The organism is Variovorax sp. SPNA7, assembly GCF_033807855.1.
GTDB lineage: Bacteria > Pseudomonadota > Gammaproteobacteria > Burkholderiales > Burkholderiaceae_C > Variovorax > Variovorax beijingensis.
This window is the reverse complement of sequence record NZ_CP138514.1, coordinates 402,569-418,398: the sequence shown is the minus strand read 5'-3', so window position 1 is coordinate 418,398 and position 15,830 is coordinate 402,569. Positions and strand designations below refer to the sequence as shown.

The 15,830-nt window shown below is 67.8% G+C and carries 11 protein-coding genes; 2 read left to right on the top strand and 9 right to left on the bottom strand.

The window, feature by feature from the left end; all coding sequences use genetic code 11:
* Positions 1-5: 5 nt before the first annotated feature.
* From RZE77_RS29685 to RZE77_RS29645, 9 genes are all read right to left on the bottom strand, one after another.
* Positions 6-1,403, bottom strand: coding sequence for a dicarboxylate/amino acid:cation symporter (locus RZE77_RS29685; RefSeq protein WP_319433225.1), 1,398 nt, complete (start codon positions 1,401-1,403; stop codon positions 6-8).
* A gap of 13 nt (positions 1,404-1,416) precedes the next feature.
* Positions 1,417-3,702, bottom strand: a complete 2,286-nt coding sequence (locus RZE77_RS29680; protein ID WP_319443282.1) for an NADP-dependent malic enzyme — start codon at positions 3,700-3,702, stop codon at positions 1,417-1,419.
* A 17-nt stretch (positions 3,703-3,719) separates the two neighbouring features.
* Positions 3,720-4,514, bottom strand: a complete 795-nt coding sequence (locus tag RZE77_RS29675; protein ID WP_319443281.1) for an alpha/beta fold hydrolase — start codon at positions 4,512-4,514, stop codon at positions 3,720-3,722.
* Between the two features lie 9 nt (positions 4,515-4,523).
* Positions 4,524-6,260 carry a dihydrolipoyl dehydrogenase gene (lpdA, locus tag RZE77_RS29670; RefSeq protein ID WP_319443280.1) on the bottom strand — a complete coding sequence of 579 codons (1,737 nt, stop codon included), beginning with the start codon at positions 6,258-6,260 and terminating at the stop codon, positions 4,524-4,526.
* A 12-nt stretch (positions 6,261-6,272) separates the two neighbouring features.
* Positions 6,273-7,556: a dihydrolipoyllysine-residue acetyltransferase gene (locus tag RZE77_RS29665; protein WP_319443279.1), complete on the bottom strand. Its 1,284-nt coding sequence runs from the start codon at positions 7,554-7,556 to the stop codon at positions 6,273-6,275.
* An 8-nt stretch (positions 7,557-7,564) separates the two neighbouring features.
* Positions 7,565-10,237 carry a pyruvate dehydrogenase (acetyl-transferring), homodimeric type gene (gene aceE / locus RZE77_RS29660; protein ID WP_319443278.1) on the bottom strand — a complete coding sequence of 891 codons (2,673 nt, stop codon included), beginning with the start codon at positions 10,235-10,237 and terminating at the stop codon, positions 7,565-7,567.
* A 293-nt stretch (positions 10,238-10,530) separates the two neighbouring features.
* Positions 10,531-11,787, bottom strand: coding sequence for a hypothetical protein (locus tag RZE77_RS29655; protein WP_319443277.1), 1,257 nt, complete (start codon positions 11,785-11,787; stop codon positions 10,531-10,533).
* Between the two features lie 255 nt (positions 11,788-12,042).
* The gene (locus tag RZE77_RS29650) at positions 12,043-13,356 is read right to left on the bottom strand and encodes an FAD-dependent oxidoreductase (protein ID WP_319443276.1); all 1,314 of its coding nucleotides are present in this window, start codon (positions 13,354-13,356) and stop codon (positions 12,043-12,045) included.
* The gene (locus RZE77_RS29645; RefSeq protein ID WP_319443275.1) at positions 13,356-14,354 is read right to left on the bottom strand and encodes a Bug family tripartite tricarboxylate transporter substrate binding protein; all 999 of its coding nucleotides are present in this window, start codon (positions 14,352-14,354) and stop codon (positions 13,356-13,358) included. The genes RZE77_RS29650 and RZE77_RS29645 overlap by 1 nt, the downstream gene beginning before the upstream one ends.
* A 111-nt stretch (positions 14,355-14,465) precedes the next feature.
* Between RZE77_RS29645 and RZE77_RS29640 the strand changes: the two genes are divergently transcribed.
* Together RZE77_RS29640 and RZE77_RS29635 are read left to right on the top strand one after the other, a co-directional pair.
* A complete protein-coding gene (locus RZE77_RS29640) occupies positions 14,466-15,359 on the top strand; it encodes a LysR family transcriptional regulator (RefSeq protein WP_319443274.1) in 894 nt (297 codons plus the stop codon).
* A 22-nt stretch (positions 15,360-15,381) separates the two neighbouring features.
* Positions 15,382-15,756: a hypothetical protein gene (locus RZE77_RS29635; protein WP_319443273.1), complete on the top strand. Its 375-nt coding sequence runs from the start codon at positions 15,382-15,384 to the stop codon at positions 15,754-15,756.
* The last annotated feature ends 74 nt before the right edge of the window (positions 15,757-15,830 follow it).

Here is a 15,830-nt window from a genome sequence, read left to right as displayed (position 1 = left end):
GCGCCTCAGCGCGGCTGGGCCACGGGCATGTGGGTCTCGACCTTGTCCAGCACCGCCTCGGGCGCGTCGGCTTCGGCCGATGTCTCGTTGTCCAGGATGCGCTTCATGCGCACGGTGTCCAGGTCATTGGTCCACTTGGCGACCACCACCGTGGCCACGCCGTTGCCGATCAGGTTGGTCAGCGCGCGGGCTTCCGACATGAAGCGGTCGATGCCCAGGATCAGCGCCAGGCCCGCGACCGGCACGTGGCCGACGGCCGACAGCGTGGCCGCCAGCACGATGAAGCCGCTGCCCGTGACGCCCGCCGCACCCTTCGAGGTGAGCAGCAGCACCGCGAGCAGCGTGAGCTGCTGCGTGAGCGTCATGTCGGTGTTGGTTGCCTGCGCGATGAACACCGCCGCCATCGTCAGGTAGATCGAGGTGCCGTCCAGGTTGAAGGAGTAGCCCGTGGGCACCACCAGGCCGACCACCGATTTCTTGGCGCCCAGGTTCTCCAGCTTGGCCATCATGCGCGGCAGCACCGATTCGCTCGACGAGGTGCCCAGCACGATCAGCAGTTCTTCCTTGATGTACTTGATGAACTTCCAGATGCTGAACCCGTGGAAGCGCGCGATGCCCCCCAGCACCACGAAGATGAACAGCAGGCAGGTCAGGTAGAAGGTGGCCATCAGCTGGCCCAGCTGCAGCAGCGAACTCACGCCGTACTTGCCGATGGTGAAGGCCATGGCACCGAAGGCGCCGATGGGCGCGACCTTCATGATGTAGCCCACGATCACGAAGAGCACGTGCGAGCCCTTCTCGATCACGTCGAACACCAGCGTGCCGCGGCCGCCGAACTTGTGCAGCGCAAAGCCGAACATCACCGCGATCAGCAGCACCTGCAGGATCTCGCCCTTGGCGAAGGCGTCGACCACCGTGTTGGGAATCACGTTGAGAAGGAAGTCGGTGGTGCTCTGCATCTTGCCGGGGCCGGTGTAGGCCGCCACGCTCTTGGCGTCGAGCTGGCTCACGTCGACGTTCATGCCGGCGCCGGGGCGCACGATGTTGATGATCACCAGGCCCACCACCAGCGCGATGGAGCTCACGATCTCGAAGTACAGGAGCGCCAGGCCGCCGGTCTTGCCGACCTTCTTCATGTCCTCCATGCCCGCGATGCCCACCACCACGGTGCAGAAGATGATCGGCGCGATGATCATCTTGATGAGCTTGATGAAGCCGTCGCCCAGCGGTTTCATCGATGCGCCGGTGTCGGGCCAGAAGTGCCCCAGCAGCACCCCGAGCACGATGGCGGTGATGACCTGGAAGTAGAGCGATCTGTAGAAGGGCTTGGGTGCGACGGATGGTTGGTCCACGGGAATCTCCTGGAAAATTTCAGACGCCGGCGGCGTCACGGTGTCGTTCATGGCCGCACCCTCGTCAGGCCGCATTGCGGTGCGAGTTGGCATCGACCACCGCCAGCGCCGTCATGTTGACGATGCGGCGCACGGTGGACGACGGCGTGAGGATGTGCACCGAGCGCGCCGCGCCCAGCAGGATGCCGCCCACCGTGATGCCGCTGCCGGCCGCCATGCGCAGCAGGTTGTACGAAATGTTGGCCGCGTCGACGTTGGGCATGACGAGCACGTTGGCCTCGGTCTCCAGCGCCGAATCCGGAAACTCGTGGTCGAGGATGGTCTTGGACAGCGCCGCGTCGCCGCGCATCTCGCCCTCCACCGCGAGCTGCGGATCGGCCGCCTTGATGAGCGCGAGCGCCTCGCGCATCTTCACGGCCGAGGCCGCGTCCGAGCCGCCGAAGTTCGAGTGCGACAGCAGCGCCACGCTCGGCGTCACGCCGAAGCGGCGCACCTCCTCGGCCGCGAGCAGCGCGATCTCGGCGACCTGCGCGGCATCGGGGTCGCGGTTCACGTGCGTGTCGCAGATGAAGAGCTGGCGCCCCGGCAGCATCAGCATCTGCATCGCGGCCATGGTCCTGGCGCCCGCGCGCAGGCCGATCGCGTCGCGCACATGGCGCAGGTGGTCGCCGTAGCTGCCGAGCGTGCCGCACAGCATGGCGTCGGCCCGGCCCTGGCGCACCAGCACGGCCGCCAGCAGCGTGCCGCGGCTGCGCATCTCGGTCTGCGCCACCAGGCGCGAGACGCCCTCGCGGCGCTTGAGCTGGTAGTAGGCCTCGGCCGCATCGCCATGCACGGCCGCATCGAGCGGGTCGACGGCCTCGCAGTCGGTGCCCAGCGTGAGGCGCAGGCCGTACTGCGCGATGCGCTCGGCGATCACTTCGGGCCGGCCCAGCAGCAGCGGGCGCGCCAGGCCTTCGTCGACCACCACCTGCGCGGCGCGCAGCACGCGTTCGTCCTCGCCCTCGGCGTAGACCACCCGCTTGGGCGACTGCTTGGCGGCTGCGAACAGCGGCTGCATGCTGCTGCCCGACTGGTAGACGAACTGCGACAGGCGCTGGCGGTAGGCCTTCATGTCGGCGATGGGCCGCGTTGCCACGCCGCTGTCGACCGCGGCTTGCGCCACCGCGGGCGCGACCGCCTCGATCAGCCGTGGGTCGAAAGGCTTGGGGATCAGGTAGTCGCGGCCGAAGCGCAGGCCGAGCGCGCCGTAGGCCTGCGCCACCACTTCGGGAATCTCGGCATGCGCGAGTTCGGCGATGGCGCGCACCGCGGCAAGCTTCATCTCTTCGTTGATGGCCGTCGCACCCACGTCGAGCGCGCCGCGGAAGATGAACGGAAAACACAGCACGTTGTTGACCTGGTTCGGATAGTCCGACCGGCCGGTGCCCAGGATCGCATCGGGCCGCACGGCCAGCGCGTCTTCCGGCAGGATCTCCGGCGCCGGGTTGGCCATGGCGAGGATGATCGGGTCGCGCGCCATCTCCTTCACCATCTCGGGCTTGAGCACGCCGCCGGCCGAAAGGCCGAGGAAGATGTCCGCGCCGGCTATCACGTCGGCCAGCTTGCGCGCCGGGGTCTCCTGCGCATAGCGGGCCTTGTTCGGGTCCATCTGCTCCTTGCGGCCGGTGTACACCACGCCCGCGCTGTCGGACACGTAGATGTTCCGCATCGGCAGGCCCAGGCTCACGATCAGGTCGAGGCAGGCCAGCGCCGCCGCACCGGCGCCCGAGGCCACCAGCTTCACTTCGCGGATGTCCTTCTGCACATGCCGCAGCGCATTGAGAATGGCGGCGGCCGCGACGATGGCGGTGCCGTGCTGGTCGTCGTGGAAGACCGGGATCTTCATGCGTTCGCGCAGCTTCTTCTCGATGTAGAAGCACTCGGGCGCCTTGATGTCCTCCAGGTTGATGCCGCCGAAGGTGGGCTCCATCCGCGCGATGGTGTCGATGAGCGCGTCGGGATCGTTCTCGTCGAGCTCGATGTCGAACACGTCGATGCCGGCAAATTTCTTGAAGAGGCAGGCCTTGCCTTCCATCACCGGCTTGCCGGCCAGCGCCCCGATGTTGCCCAGCCCCAGCACCGCCGTGCCGTTGGTGATGACGGCCACGAGGTTGGCGCGCGAGGTGAGGTTCATGGCCTCGGCCGGGTCGCGGGCAATCTCCATGCAGGCTTCGGCCACGCCGGGCGAGTACGCGAGCGCAAGGTCGCGCTGCGTGGCCATCGGCTTGGTCGGGTTCACCGAGATCTTGCCTGGCGTGGGATAGCGGTGGTAGTCGAGTGCGGCTTCGCGCAGTTTGTCGTCGGACATGGTGTCTCCGTGGAATGTCATTGAGGGACGGCCGTGCCACCGCCGGCCAGCCAATTGCGCAGCCCGCACAGCAGTGCCGCGGGCTGGTCGGCATGCACCCAGTGCCCCGCGTCGGCGACGCGCTCGGTCCCGGCACGCGGGAACAGCGCGCGGATGCCGGCGAGCGACGAAGGCCGCACGTAGCCGGACTCCGCGCCGTGGATGAAGAGCGCCGGACCGTCGTAGCGCGCGTCGCGCAAGGCTTCGGGAAAGCCGCAGAGCTCGCGCATGCACAGGCCCGTGGCGAGCAGGTTCAACCGCCAGTCGAAGCGGTCGTTCTGCCGGCGCAGGTTCTGCATCAGGAAGTCGACCGGGGCCTCCGCGTTGAGGCTGTCGGCCAGTGCCTGGTGGATTTCGCGGCGGCCGGCGGCACCCGCCACATCGAGACTGCGCATGGCCGACACGTACGACGAGAACTGATCGGTGTAGCTCTCCGGCGCGATGTCGATCACGGCGATGCCGCCGATGGCCTGCGGATGCGACAGCGCCAGCGCCATCGCCGTCTTGCCGCCCATGCTGTGCCCGATCACGAAGGGCCGCTGCAATTGCTCCCGCTCGATCAGCGCGAGCACGTCCTCCGCCATCTCCACGTATGACATGGACTCGGCCCAGGGCGAGGCGCCGTGGTTGCGGGCGTCGGGCAAGTAGACACGGTGGTCCGCGGCCAGCGCCTCTGCAACCCGCATCCAGTTGCGCCCCGCGCCGAACAGGCCGTGCAGGATCACCACCGGAGGGCCCGATCCCAGCGCTTCGAAAGCCAGTGCGAGCGGCATCGCGGCGGCCTACTTCTTCTTCACCGGGGGCAGGTCGGTACACACCCCTTCGAACAGCTCGGCGGCCATGCCGATGGATTCGCCGAGCGTCGGATGCGGGTGGATGGTCTTGCCGATGTCGGCGGGCTCGCAGCCCATCTCGATGGCCAGGCACAGCTCGCTGATCAGGTCGCCCGCATGCGTGCCGACGATGCCGCCGCCGACGATGCGGTGCGTGGCCTCGTCGAACAGCAGCTTGGTGAAGCCTTCGTCGCGCCCGTTGGCGATGGCGCGGCCCGATGCGGCCCACGGGAACACCGCCTTGCCGATCTTCAGGCCCTCGGCCTTGCACTGCTCCTCGGTCTTGCCGGCCCAGGCCACCTCGGGGTCGGTGTAGGCCACCGAGGGAATCTGCCGCGCATCGAAGTACGCGGCCTCGCCGTGCGCCACCTCGGCCGCCACATGCGCCTCGTGCACGGCCTTGTGGGCGAGCATGGGTTGGCCCACGATGTCGCCGATGGCAAAGATGTGCGGCACGTTGGTGCGCATCTGCCTGTCGACTTCGATGAAGCCGCGCTCGGTGACGGCCACGCCGGCCTTGTCGGCGCCGATCTTCCCGCCGTTGGGGCTGCGGCCCACGGCGACCAGAACGAGGTCGTAGAGCTGCGGGGTGGAAGGCGCCTTTTCGCCTTCGAAGCTCACCTCGATGCCGGCCTTCGTCGCCTTGGCACCGACGGTCTTGGTCTTGAGCATCACGTTGTCGAAGCGCGGCGCGTTGAACTTCTCCCACACCTTGACGAGGTCGCGGTCGGCACCCTGCATGAGGCCGTCGAGCATCTCGACCACGTCGATGCGCGTGCCCAGGGTCGAGTACACCGTGGCCATCTCCAGGCCGATGATGCCGCCGCCGATCACCAGCATGCGCTTGGGAATGCCCTTGAGAAGCAGCGCGCCGGTGGAGTCGACGACGCGCTCGTCCTCGGGCATGAAGGGCAGCTTCACGGCCTGCGAGCCCGCGGCGATGATGGCCTTGGCAAACTTCAGCACGCGCTTGCCACCGCCCTCGCCCACCACCTCGACGTGATGCGCATCGAGGAAGCTGCCGACACCGGTGACCACCTCGACCTTGCGCGCCTTCGCCATGCCCGCCAGGCCGCCGGTGAGCTTCTTGATGACGCCATCCTTGAAGCCGCGCAGCGCGTCGATGTCGACTTCGGGCGCGGTGTACTTGATGCCGTGTTTGGCGAGCAGTTTCACCTCGTCCATCACGCCGGCCGTGTGCAGCAGCGCCTTCGAGGGGATGCAGCCCACGTTGAGGCACACGCCGCCGAGCGTCGCGTAGCGCTCGACCAGCACGGTCTTCATGCCGAGGTCGGCGCTGCGGAATGCGGCCGAATAGCCGCCGGGGCCGGCGCCGAGCACGAGCACTTCGCATTCCAGATCTACTTTGCCGGCGTAGCCGGCCGCTTCACTCCCTCTCCCGCTGGCGGGAGAGGGCTGGGGTGAGGGTGCCCCCGCCCCCGCAGCAGCCGTCTCGATGACCAGGATGACGGAGCCTTCGCTCACCTTGTCCCCCAGCCCGACCTTCAGTTCCTTCACCGTCCCCGCATGGCTCGAAGGAATCTCCATCGAGGCCTTGTCCGACTCCACCATGATCAACCCGGTATCGACCGCGATGACTTCGCCCGGCTTGACCAGCAGTTCGATGACCGCGACATCCTTGAATTCGCCGATGTCCGGGACCTTGACTTCCACCGTGTTTGCCATTGGGAGCTTCCTTCAGAACAGCACGCGCCGCAGGTCGGCGAGCACGTTGGCGAAATAGACGTTGAAGCGCGCGGCGGCGGCGCCGTCGATCACGCGGTGGTCCCACGACAGGGACAGCGGCAGCGTGAGGCGCGAGGTCCAGGTCTTGCCGTCGGCGGAGTGCTGCTTCCAGTAGCTCTTGCACACGCCCATGATGGCGACCTCGGGCGCGTTGATGATCGGCGTGAAGTAGATGCCGCCGATGCCGCCGAGCGAGCTGATGGTGAAGGTGCCGCCCGACATCTGGTCGGGCTTGAGCTTGCCGTCGCGCGCGAGCTTGGCGAGCTCGCCCATCTCCTTCGCGATCTCGGGCACGGTCTTCTTGTCGACGTCGCGGATCACCGGCACCATGAGCCCGTTGGGCGTGTCGGCCGCGAAGCCGATGTGCCAGTAGTTCTTGAGCACCAGTGCGTCGCCGTCGAGGCTGGCGTTGAACTCCGGGAACTTCTTCAGCGCGGCCACCGCCGCCTTCATCATGAAGGGCAGCATGCTGATCTTCACGCCCGACTTTTCCAGCTCCTTGTTCATCTGCACGCGGAAGGGCTCGAGCTCGGTGATGTCGGCTTCGTCGTGCGTCGTCACATGCGGAATGACGACCCAGTTGCGGTGCAGGTTGGCGGCGCTGATTTTCTTGATGCGCGAGAGCTCCTTGCGCTCGGTCGGGCCGAACTTGGCGAAGTCGACCTTGGGCCAGGGCAAGAGGTCGATGCCGCCGACGCCGCCGCCTGCGGGTGCGGCCTTGGACGCGGCCGGTGCAGCAGACGTACCGCCGCCCTTCGCGAAGGCCTCGACGTCGGCGCGCACGATGCGGCCATGGTCGCCGGTGCCCTTGAGCTTGCCGAGGTCGACGCCGAGCTCGCGTGCGAGCTTGCGCACGGCCGGACCGGCATAGGCGAGCGCGAAGCCGGCTTCGACCTCTGCATTGCCGGCAGGCAGCACCGCCGCCGCCGCTTCACTCCCTCTCCCGCCCGCGGGAGAGGGTTGGGGTGAGGGAGCGGCCGCCGCCACCGGCGCATCGCCCGTCGCCAGCGAAAGAATCACCGACCCTTCGCTGACCTTGTCTCCGATCTTGATGCCAATGGCCGTCACCACACCCGAGACCGGCGCGGGCACATCCATCGTCGCCTTGTCGGATTCGAGCGAGACCAGCGGGTCTTCGGCCTTCACCGTGTCGCCGACCTTCACGAAGATCTCGATGACGGGCACGTCGCTGAAGTCGCCGATGTCGGGCACCTTGATGTCGATTGCATTGCTCATGTCGTGCCTCAGACGGTCCAGGGGGCGGCGCGCTCGGCATCGAGCCCGTACTTCTCGATGGCCTCGGCCACCACGGTGTGCTTGATCACGCCGTCGTCGGCCAGCGCCTTGAGGGCGGCCACGGCCACGTGCCAGCGGTCGACCTCGAAGAAGCGGCGCAGCTTGCGGCGGTAGTCGCTGCGCCCGAACCCGTCGGTGCCCAGCACGGTGTAGCGCCGGCCCGCGGCCTGCATGTATTCGCGCACCTGGTCGGCGTAGTTGCGCATGTAGTCGGTGGCCGCGATGACCGGGCCGTCGTGGCCTTCGAGGCATTGCTCGACGTGGCTCTTGCGCGCCGGCTCGGTCGGGTGCAGCCGGCTCCATCGCTCGGCGGCCATGCCGTCGCGGCGCAGCTCGTTGTAGCTGGTGGCGCTCCATACGTCGGCGGCAATGCCGAAGTCGTTCTTGAGCAGCTCGGCCGCGAACATCACCTCGCGCAGGATGGTGCCGCTGCCCATGAGCTGCACGCGGTGGCCCTTCTTGGGTGTCTTGCCGCCGTCGCCGAGCTGGTAGAGCCCCTTGAGAATGCCCGCCTCGCTGCCCTCGGGCATGCCGGGGTGCGGGTAGTTCTCGTTCATGAGGGTGATGTAGTAATACACGTCCTCCTGCTCGGCGTACATGCGCCGCATGCCGTCGCGCACGATGGCCACCACCTCGTAGGCGAAGGTCGGGTCGTACGAGACGCAGTTGGGAATGGTGCCGGCCAGGATGTGGCTGTGGCCGTCCTCGTGCTGCAGGCCCTCGCCGTTGAGCGTGGTGCGCCCGGCAGTGCCGCCCAGCAGGAAACCGCGCGCCCGCATGTCGCCGGCCAGCCAGGCCAGGTCGCCCACGCGCTGCAGGCCGAACATCGAGTAGTAGATGTAGAACGGAATCATCGGCACGTTGTTCGTGCTGTACGAGGTGGCCGCGACGATCCAGCTGGACATCGCGCCGCCCTCGTTGATGCCTTCCTGCAGCACCTGGCCGTCCTTCGACTCGCGGTAGTACATGAGCTGGTCGGCGTCCTGCGGCTTGTACAGCTGGCCGAGCGATGACCAGATGCCGAGCTGGCGGAACATGCCTTCCATGCCGAAGGTGCGCGACTCGTCGGGCACGATCGGCACCACGTGCTTGCCGATCTGCTTGTCGCGCACCAAGGTGCCGAGCATCTGCACGAAGGCCATGGTGGTCGAGATCTCGCGCTCGCCGGTGTCCTTGAGCAGGCGCTCGAAGGTGGCCAGCGGCGGAATCTCGAGCGCGGTCGACTTGCGGCGGCGCTGCGGCAGGTAGCCGCCGAGCGCGGCGCGGCGCTCGCGCAGGTACTTCATCTCGGGGCTGTCCTCGGCGAGCCGGATGAAGGGCACGTCGGGCAGCTCTTCGTCGGACACCGGGATCTGGAAGCGGTCGCGAAAGCCGCGCAGCGCGTCCTGCGTCATCTTCTTGGCCTGGTGCGCGATCATCTGGCCCTCGCCCGATTCGCCCATGCCGTAGCCCTTCACCGTCTTGGGCAGGATCAGCGTGGGCTGGCCCTTGTGCCTGACGGCCGCGGCATAGGCGGCAAACACCTTCTCGGGGTCATGGCCCCCGCGCGTGAGGCCCCAGATCTCGTCGTCGCTCATCTCTGCGACCAGCGCGCGGGTCTCGTCGTACTTGCCGAAGAAATGCTCGCGCACGTAGGCGCCGCTCTTGCTCTTGAAGTCCTGGTACTCGCCGTCCACGCACTCTTCCATGCGCTGCAGCAGCTTGCCGCTCTTGTCCTTGGCGAGCAGTGCGTCCCAGCCGCTGCCCCAGAGCACCTTGATGACGTTCCATCCGGCCCCGCGGAACACGCTCTCGAGCTCCTGCACGATCTTGCCGTTGCCGCGCACCGGGCCATCCAGGCGCTGCAGGTTGCAGTTGATGACGAACACGAGGTTGTCCAGGCTCTCGCGGCCCGCGAGCGAGATGGCGCCGAGCGACTCGGGCTCGTCCATCTCGCCGTCGCCCATGAAGGCCCAGACCTTGCGCGGCGCCGTGTCGGCAAGACCCCGGCCATGCAGGTACTTGAGGAAGCGCGCCTGGTAGATCGCCATCAGCGGGCCCAGGCCCATCGACACGGTGGGGAACTGCCAGAAATCGGGCATGAGCCACGGGTGCGGGTACGACGGGATGCCGTTGCCTTCGGACTCCTGCCGGTAGTTGAGCAGCTGCTGCTCGCTCAGCCGGCCTTCGAGGAATGCACGCGCGTAGATGCCGGGCGAGCTGTGGCCCTGGATGAACAGCAGGTCGCCGCCATGCGTGTCGGTGGCCGCATGCCAGAAGTGGCCGAAGCCGATGTCGTAGAGCGTGGCCGCCGACTGGAAGCTCGCGATGTGGCCGCCGAGTTCGGACGAATCCTTGTTGGCGCGCAGGATGATCGCCATCGCGTTCCAGCGGATGATCGAGCGCAGGCGGTGCTCGATCTCGCGGTTGCCGGGAGACTTTTCTTCCTTCTCGGGCGGGATGGTGTTTCGGTAGGCCGTGTTCAGCGAGCGCGGCACGTACACGCCGTCGCGGCGGCCCTCGTCGACGAGGCGATTCAGCAGAAAGTTCGCGCGCTCGCTGCCGCGGTGCTGTTGGACCGCGCCGAGCGCATCGACCCATTCGCCGGTTTCCGTGGGGTCAAGGTCACCCATGGTGCTCATCGGTTTGTCTCCTGTGTCATGGCCGGGACCTGCATCGGGCGATGCGGCCGGCCTTGGTACAGAGCAATCGATGTGCCACGCGACGCGTGGCGCGCAAGGCACGCTAAGTCATTGATTTCATGGGGAACGAAGCAGGAATGAAGTGGACGCCCTGCCGACGATCCGGATGCGCGGCGATGAGGCCGTCCGAATTGCCGGACCGGTGATTGGGGTGAACCCTGACGCTACGCCGGCCTCTCGTGCCGGGCGCGACAAGGGCAGGAGTGCCATGCTCCCGCCGTTGCCGATCGCTGCTACTTCAAAGCGGCGCCGCCGCGTGCGAGGTACTGGGTCGACAGGCGGGCGAACTGGCCGCCATCGGTGCTGATCGAGGTCTGAACGGCGCCTCCGGCACTGAAGACGATCGCGAAGGCGTGGGTGTCGCCGTACTCCTGGGCGTTGCGCAGCATGTAGTCGACATGGTTGTCGCGATAGTGCAGGTCGGTGCCGCCCGGCGTGGCGGAGGGCACGCCCATCGGCGTCTGCCACCACAGGATCGGCAGCCCGTTGCCCAGCGCGGTGCGGTAGTCCGAGATCTGTTTCTGGGACTCGTGGAAGTTCGGGCTGGCAACGTTGCTTTCGTCCCAGTAGAACGGGCCGCTTCGCCCGGTGCATTCCGCGGGCGGCGATGCAACTTCCCGGCAGCCCGCGTCGCGGTCGGTGGTCTGGGCGACGATGAAGTCCGCCTGGTGCGCCCCCACCTCGCGCATCTGTGCGCCGATCTCGGCAGCGGTGCCGCTCCAGAACGCGGGTGGGAACCCGAGCAGCGCCTTGGGCGCGATCTGCCTGCCCATCTGCACCAGGCATTGCCCCAGGCCTGCGGCGGTGTTCGGCAACGCTGAACATTCGGACTGGCTGTTCACGAGGGCCGTCAGCCGCGTCGCGTCGCGGTCCGGCGCCTGTGCCGCGACGAAGCCCCAGAAGTCCGGCTCCAGGTTGATTAGGACGGGCGTACCCAGGGCCGCGACGCGCTGGTACATCAGCCGCACCTGCGACCAGTAGCCGTTCATGAAGGCCGCGTCGTTGATGATGCTCATGTTGCCCTCGCCGCTCGTTGCCATCTGGTAGAGCGTGAACATCGGGACGGCGCCGTAGGCCTGGGCGGCCTGCGCGGTGAAGGTGATGTGGGCCCCGTCGGGGCTGTTCCAGGTGGGCCAGGCACCTGCGCCCACGCCGACGAGATACGCGTCGACGATGTCCGGATGGATGTCCTGGCTTTTCATCTGCGCGAGGGTGTTGCCCGCGCCGAGTCCGAGCAGCACCCGCGCGGGCTTGCCGAGCTTTGCCACCAATGCGGCAGTCGCCGGGATGGGCGAAGTGCCGCCGCCTGTGCCGCCTGTATCACCTGTGCCACCTGCATCGCCCGTGCCGCTCGAACCACCTGCAGCAGCACCTGTGCCGCCGCCACTGTTGCCGGCCGAGCCGATCAGGCCGGCGAAGCCGCCACCTTGACTACCGCCGCCACCGCCACCGCCACCACCACCGCAGCCGAACAGGAGCACCGAAAGCATCAGTGCAGAAACGCATCGCCGGAAAAACATGATCATGAAAGAAGATTTTTTGAGAATGAAGGCAATCAGCTGCCGCGGCACACGGTGCACGATCCATACCCGCGCCTGCTGCCGGCGAAGAACGCACGAATCGGAGCGGAAAGTGACGTGGAGTGTCGCTTCGGGGTCGACTTGCGGCAGCCGTGGATGGCATTCGGGTTGCGGCCGACAAAAAAGGAATGTCGAAGCAACATTCCGTGTCGCAGATCCTTCGGGTCAGGCCAGCTTGGCCCCGTCCCTGAACAGACGCTCGCGCAGTGCCGGCATCGAGACCGCACGAACGCGCCCGGCCTGCTTCGGCTGCGCGGCCATCGCAGCCGCCGCACCGGCCGCCTGGCCGACGGCCATCGAGATGGTCATGACGCGGATCGCGGCGTGCGCGCTGTGCGTCGCCGAGACGCCACGACCGACCGCCAGTGCATTGTCGAAACCGACCGGAATCAGGCTGCGGTAAGGAATCTGGTAGGCGTGGTCGCCGTCGAGCCCTTCGTAGCGCAGTTCTCCGCCGGCAGCCGGATGGATGTCGATCGGATATGCGCCGGCGGCAATCGCATCGGGGAACTGCTCCGGGCGCAGCAGTTCCTCGCTGGTCAGCACATGGTCGCCGACGATGCGGCGTGTTTCGCGAACGCCGACCTGCGTGCCGAATGCGCGCAGCTGACCTGCCTCGCAACCCGGCACGCATCGCCGCAGGTACTGGGCCGCCTTCCAGGCCTGGCGCCGGCCCTCGATCTCGGCGGCGCCCAGGGCCATGGCGTCCGTGGCGTCGATGCCGAGGCGGCCGATGTTGAACCAGCCGTCGGTGCTGAAGGGATCGCGGCTCGCGTGCAACGCGGCGCGCGCCAGCTGTCCTTCGTCGTAGCCGCGCCGCGCCAGGGCCGCGACCTCGGTCTTCGAAAGGGCTTCGAAACGTGCGAAGTCGATCGGTCCGAAGCGGAACATCATCGTGGCCGGCTGCAACGCCTCGCCATCATCGAGCTCGAGGAAAGCAGCGCCCGCGCGCTTCAGCGCATCGATGTCCCCGGAGGCGTCGATCAGCACCTGCGCACGCAATTCGACCACGCCGCTCTTGGTCAGCACGTGCACGGCATCGATGTGCCGACCGGTCACCCGGACGTCGAGCACGCTGGCATGCAGCAGCGGGCGCACGCCGGCTTCCTGGACCATGTCGTCCAGCACCAGCTTGAGTACCTCGGGTGCGTATTCGACGCGGTCCATCCTGTGGCCGGTCGACATCACGAAGCTCGCGTGCTCGCCGGCGCCGCCGTACCTTTCGAGCCGCATCACGACCTCGTCGGCCAGGCCCCCGATCACCCGGCGGCCGTTGGCCGTCTGCCAGCTGTTGAACTGCGCGACGGCCCCGGCCGTGGCGTTGCCGCCGAGAAAGCCGTAGCGCTCGACCAGCACCACCGAAGCGCCGGCGCGTGCGGCCGCAACCGCCGCCATCGCACCGGCAACGCCTCCGCCGCAGACGACCACATCCGCGCCGATCGCCGCTGCGATGCGATAGCCGAAGCTCTTGCCGTCCATCACGAATCCGCCTTGATGCCGCGCGCCTTGATCACCTGCTGCCAGCGCGCGCCCTCTGCTTTCAGGTGCTGCGCCGTGGCCTCTCGGCCGCTCGCGACAGGCTCCACGCTCAAGGAAGCGAAGCGAGTCTTCACGGCATCGGTCGCCAGGGCCTGCGTCAGCAGCGTTTCCAGCCGGGCGAGGCCTTCCGGTGGAATCGTGCCCCTCGGCGCGACCAGCGCGGCCCAGCCCTGCACCTCGAGGCTCGGCTGCCCGAGCGACCGCAGCGTCGGCACGCCCTGCAGTGCGGCCACGGGCGCAGGCGAGGACACGGCCAGCGCGTGCAGGCGGCCAGAGCGGATGTGCGCGATCACGCTGGGCAGGTTCAGGAACCCGAAGGACACCAGCCCCCCGATCAGGTCGGGCACCAACGCGCTCTCGCCCTTGTAGGGAACACTGGTGATCGTTGCTTGCGTCTGGATCGCGAACAGCTCGGCCGTCAGGTGTGCCAGCGTGCCGTTGCCGCTGTTGCCGGCGGTAAGCGTGCCGGGCCGTGCCTTCGCCTCGGCGACCAGATCGGCAAAGCTGGCGATCTTCGAGGACGCGGGCACGACCAGGACCAGCGGCTGCGCCGACACCATGCCGACCGCGTCGAAGTCGCGCGCCACGTCGTAGGCGATCGACGGATTCAGCACCGGGTTGATCACCATGCTGTTGCTGCCCATGAGCAGCGTGTGGCCGTCCCTGCTCTGCGCGGCGGCCATCACGCCGATGGTGCTGCCGGCGCCCGGCCGGTTCTCCACGATGACGCTCTGCCCCAGCGCCGGCGCCAGCACTTCGGCCAGCACGCGCGCCGAGCTGTCGGCGCCACCGCCCGGCGCGAACGGCACGATGATGCGCACTGTCCTGCTCGGCCAGGCCTGTGCGGCCAGGCCGCGTCCTGCATGGGCGGCGGCAAGGGCAAGCGCGACGGTGGAAAGCACCGCGCGCCGGTTCATTGTCGGAAGGTGTTCGGTCATTCGCTTGTCTCTCGTCTGGGGGGCCGTGCGATCGATCATAGGAAGCGGCGGCTTCGCCAGCCAATACCAAGATCGGGCGTTCCCATAACATCGTGTTATCCGGAGGCCCAGATGAACCTGAGACAGATCGAGGTATTTCGTGCCGTGATGCTGGCGGGCTCCGTCACGGACGCCGCGCGCCTGCTCCACGTGTCGCAGCCGGGCATCAGCCGCATGCTGGCGCACATCGAACTGCAGCTGGGCCTGCGCCTGTTCGAGCGCAAGAAGGGCCGGCTGCTGCCGACCCCGGAAGCGCAGTCCCTCCACGAAGAAGTGTCCGAGGTGTATGGCGGCATCCGGCGGGTGACGGAACGCGCCGAGGAGCTCAAATCGGGCGCGCGGCTGTCGCTGCGCGTGCTGGCCAGCCCGAGCACCGCGCTGGTCGCCGTGCCGCGCGCCGTCGCGGCGCTGGCAAGCGAATATCCGGCAGCCAGGATCTACCTGGAGACATTGCCGACCCGCGAAATGCTCGGCCGCCTGATCCGCCGCGAAGCAGACCTCGCGATCTCGACCATCCCGACCGACAACGCACTGCTGGCATCGAAACCGATCGGACAGTGGCGCCTTGTCTGCGTGTTCCCCAGGGGCCATGCGCTGTCGTCGAAGCGCTTGCTGCGCCCCCGCGACGTGCTGAACGAGCGCCTGATCTCGTTCAGCCGGGACACGCCGCAGGGCCGCATCATTGCCGACTGGTGTGCCAGCAGCCAGGTGGAGGCGGCGTCATCGGTCGAGGTGCGTTCCGGCCAGATGGCCTGCGCGCTGGCAGCCTGCGGCGCGGGCATTGCGATCGTGGACGACCTGACGGCGCGCGCCTGTCGCAGCGACGAGCTGGACTTCCGGCCGATCGTCGGCAGTCCGTTGCTGGGCATCTTTGCGCTCGCGCACGAGGGCTTCGCGCCGTCGATGCTCGGCAAGCGGATGATCGAGCTGGCGGCTGCCTCGCTGAAGCAGGCGGGGCGCGGCTGAACACCGCGTCAGAATGCAGCGCATGAACAACCAAAGCGAAATGCGGGACACGGCCGAACACGTCCCTTTCGAGGAATTCCGCCAAGGCCTGCCGCAAGGGCGCTTTCGCGTGATCGTCAATCCCGCGCTGGCAGCGGCGTTTGTGTCCCACCGGACGTACGCCTTGCCGCTGGCGATTGCCCTCATTGGCCCGGGCATCGCCGTGGCGCTGGCCGGTTATCCATGGATAGGCGGGCCGCTGGTAGCGGCCGGCATTCTGCTTCGATGGTCTGTCAAGACCCGCGCGCCGCGCATCCTGCTGCACCTGGCCACGCGCGTGCCATCGGTCTACGAGCAGGCCACCGCGCATGGCGTGATGGAAGTACGCCGCGCCGACCCGGCCGCAGCGTTTCGCTGAGCCAGATCTGCGCGGGCTTGTCCGGGACAGGCCGCGAAGGCCTGTCCCCTTTCAGAAGCATCCACCACCGCCCC

Bases quoted from the DNA above. Each gene is read 5' to 3' on its own strand.
- RZE77_RS29685 (WP_319433225.1), bottom strand. From the start codon at position 1,403: ATGAACGACACCGTGACGCCGCCGGCGTCTGAAATTTTCCAGGAGATT.
- RZE77_RS29680 (WP_319443282.1), bottom strand. From the start codon at position 3,702: ATGTCCGACGACAAACTGCGCGAAGCCGCACTCGACTACCACCGCTAT.
- RZE77_RS29675 (WP_319443281.1), bottom strand. From the start codon at position 4,514: ATGCCGCTCGCACTGGCTTTCGAAGCGCTGGGATCGGGCCCTCCGGTG.
- lpdA (WP_319443280.1), bottom strand. From the start codon at position 6,260: ATGGCAAACACGGTGGAAGTCAAGGTCCCGGACATCGGCGAATTCAAG.
- RZE77_RS29665 (WP_319443279.1), bottom strand. From the start codon at position 7,556: ATGAGCAATGCAATCGACATCAAGGTGCCCGACATCGGCGACTTCAGC.
- aceE (WP_319443278.1), bottom strand. From the start codon at position 10,237: ATGAGCACCATGGGTGACCTTGACCCCACGGAAACCGGCGAATGGGTC.
- RZE77_RS29655 (WP_319443277.1), bottom strand. From the start codon at position 11,787: ATGCTTTCGGTGCTCCTGTTCGGCTGCGGTGGTGGTGGCGGTGGCGGT.
- RZE77_RS29650 (WP_319443276.1), bottom strand. From the start codon at position 13,356: ATGGACGGCAAGAGCTTCGGCTATCGCATCGCAGCGGCGATCGGCGCG.
- RZE77_RS29645 (WP_319443275.1), bottom strand. From the start codon at position 14,354: ATGACCGAACACCTTCCGACAATGAACCGGCGCGCGGTGCTTTCCACC.
- RZE77_RS29640 (WP_319443274.1), top strand. From the start codon at position 14,466: ATGAACCTGAGACAGATCGAGGTATTTCGTGCCGTGATGCTGGCGGGC.
- RZE77_RS29635 (WP_319443273.1), top strand. From the start codon at position 15,382: ATGAACAACCAAAGCGAAATGCGGGACACGGCCGAACACGTCCCTTTC.